Origin of the sequence: Leucobacter sp. M11, assembly GCF_035726885.1 — a bacterium.
Classification (GTDB): domain Bacteria; phylum Actinomycetota; class Actinomycetes; order Actinomycetales; family Microbacteriaceae; genus JAPFRB01.
This window is the reverse complement of the sequence record NZ_JAPFRB010000001.1, coordinates 133,793-135,545: the sequence shown is the minus strand read 5'-3', so window position 1 is coordinate 135,545 and position 1,753 is coordinate 133,793. Positions and strand designations below refer to the sequence as shown.

Annotated in this window: 1 protein-coding gene; it reads left to right on the top strand. The window is 72.8% G+C overall.

Features of this window, described 5'->3' with window-relative positions; all coding sequences use genetic code 11:
* Positions 1-33: 33 nt before the first annotated feature.
* The coding region (locus OOT08_RS00675) for a siderophore-interacting protein (RefSeq protein ID WP_325090668.1) at positions 34-1,753 on the top strand (1,720 nt) is incomplete at its 3' end.

Sequence of the window (1,753 nt, the reverse complement as noted above, 5' to 3'; positions counted from 1 at the left end):
AACCCCCAACGCCTCAGAACAGGAGCACTGATCATGGCCCGCAGCCTCCGCCCCCTCGACGTGTACCCCATCACCACTCGCACCCTCGACGTCCTCCGCGTCACCGACGTCACCCCGGGGATGCGCCGCATCACCCTGGGCGGCACCGAACTGGTCGCGCACACCGCCGCAAACGGGTACCCCGTCGCCGCCTTCCGATCCGACGGCTTCGACGACGAAGGCAAGCTCATCCTGAAACACCCCGACGCCGCCGAGCCCGTCGGCCCCACCCAGGCCGACGGCGTCCTCAACTGGCCACGAGACAACCCCCACCTCCTCTTCCGCACCTACACGATCCGCCGCTGGGACCCGGACGCGGGAGAAATCGACCTCGACTTCGTCAACCACGGAATCGGCCCCGCCACCTCCTGGGCCTCCCGCGTCCGCCCGGGGGAGCGCGTGCAGTGGGCCGGGCCCAAAGCCTCGGCCCCGCACCCGCAAGGTGTCGACTGGACCCTCGTCGCCGGGGACGAAACCGCGCTCCCCGCCATCGGACGCTGGCTCGAAGCCTGGCCCCCGCACGCCCGCGGACAGGTCTTCATCGAGGTCGCCGAAGCCAGCCACCGCCAACTCGACCTGCCCACCCCCGACGGCGTCACCATCACCTGGCTCAGCCGCGACGGCCAAGACCCCGGCACCACCACGCTCCTGTTCGACGCGATCCGCGCCGCGGACTGGTGGCCGGGAACCGTGTTCGCCTGGGTCGCCGGAGAAACCCACACCCTCACCCCGATCCGCCGCTGGCTCCGCAACGAGCGACACCTCACCAAAGAACAGGTCGAGGTCACCGGCTACTGGCGACGCCAACACGTCGTCGTCTCCGAACACGACCCCGGCGTCCAAGACATCGCGGCCACCACCGACGACGCAGCAGCGTTCCACGAACGCTCCGAACTCACCCCCGGCTTCGCCCTCCGCGTCGCGGCAACCCTCGGCCTCGGCACCGCCCTCGGCGACGGCGAACGCACCGTCGCCGAACTCGCCAGCGCACACGGGGCCGACCCCGTCGGACTCGGGAAACTCCTCCGCTACCTCGCCGCCTGCGGCATCACCGAACACACCGGAAACGACCACTACCGGCTCACCACCCGAGGCCGCGAACTGGAACGCGAACACATCGCGGAAGAGCTCGACCTCGGCGGCATCCACGCCCAACGCGAACTCAGCGCGCTCCTCGGCCTGCTCGCCGCCATCCGGCCCACGCCGCCCGCGACCGAGAACCCGGGCACGGCCCAGCCCATCGCGGACGGCACCGGGATCGACCTGGGCGCAGGCCCCCGAGTGGGCGGCGACTGGGCCCAGGGCGCCCAGAACGATCACGGCCTGCTCCGGGCACGGATCGAAGACGAGGCCTCGGGAGCCGTCTACGTCGCCGGGGCGCTCGCCGCAGCCCCCGTTTTTGCCGGGCTGGGCTCCGTCGCGGTGCTCGGCCGGGCCGCGTGGAGCTTCGCGGTCGCGCTCGTCGGGGCCCGGCCCGGGCTCACGGTGTCCGTGCTCGCCGCCCCCGCGGAGCTTGCCGCCCTGCAACGGCTCCACGGAGCCCACGAACGCATCCTGCCCCGCGTCGGGGGGCTCCTCACGCGTTCCCCGGAGCCCACGGAGGCCGTGCTGCTCGCCGGGGCGCTCACGCTCCTGCCCGACCCAGACGTGCGAGACGCGCTCCGAGCGGCCGCCGCGGGCGTGCTGCCCGGGGGCCGGGTGCTCGTGTTCGGGG